Annotated in this window: 1 pseudogene; it reads right to left on the reverse strand. The window is 49.8% G+C overall.

The window, feature by feature from the left end:
* Positions 1 to 56: 56 nt before the first annotated feature.
* Positions 57 to 975, reverse strand: a pseudogene (locus tag K0504_RS18265) (IS5 family transposase).
* Positions 976 to 1053: the final 78 nt, after the last annotated feature.

Raw genomic sequence — 1053 nt, forward strand, 5'->3', positions numbered from 1 at the left:
GGCGTTGTTGATCAATTCATTGCTTGTGACGCAAGTATCCTAGGTGATGCTGCCGATTAGCCAACTTGCTGACGAACAGGCATACCTAGCTCTATGACTTTATTCATCGCCTTCACGCCGGCCAAAGCCTCACCAACTTGTGCGTTGTAGTCGCGAAGGCTTAACTTCGGACTAACAAGTTGCTTGTAACGGTACATTGCTGTTTCTGACAATGAGCGAAGGTGGTAACCGTTATCTTGTTTCCATTGTGCCAATGTGCCGGACTTGAGTGCTTTTACCGCTTCATTTCGAGCATGCCCTGACTCCCAGTATCCTGCATTGGAGCGCGGCGGAATGAGCGGCTGTGTGTCTTTTCGCTTTAGCAATTGGTGGCACGCTTTGGTGTCATAAGCACCATCGGCAGACACAGCACCTATCTTACGCCGCAACGGCGTTCAATAGCGTGGGCAAAACCTCATTATCGGCAACCCTATCTACGCTTATCTCGGCAGCAATGACTTCGTGGGTATGGGCATCCACAGCCAGATGCAGCTTACGCCACACGCGCCGTTTTTCCTTACCATGCTTGCGCATCTTCCACTCGCCTTCGCCGTATACTTTCAGTCCCGTAGCATCAATGGCTAAGTGGGCGATAGGGCCGCGGCTGCGGTTTTTATAACTCACGTCCACTGTTTTAGCTCGCTTGCTAATGCAACTGTAATCCGGCGATTTAAGCGCTACGTCCATCAACTCGAATATGGAATTAATAAATCCTTCTGTTGCACGTAATGACAGTCCGAAGATACCTTTGAGCATCAATGCCGTTTCAACGGCAGAGTCGCTGAACTGGAAGCCTCGACCTCGGCCACCATGATGCTCTTTGCAATGCCAAGCTTCGATGGCTGAATCATCCAGCCAGAAAGTGACAGAGCCGCGATTGACCAATGCTTGGTTGTACTGTTTCCAATTTGTAATTTTGCGCTTTGATTGCCCCATCGACCTGTCCCATCTGTAAGTTCAGACGATCAGATCAAAGCCTGCTCCAATAGTTCAATCGATTTAGGCAACAACGCC

It is taken from the genome of Neiella holothuriorum (assembly GCF_019457915.1).
Classification (GTDB): domain Bacteria; phylum Pseudomonadota; class Gammaproteobacteria; order Enterobacterales; family Neiellaceae; genus Neiella; species Neiella holothuriorum.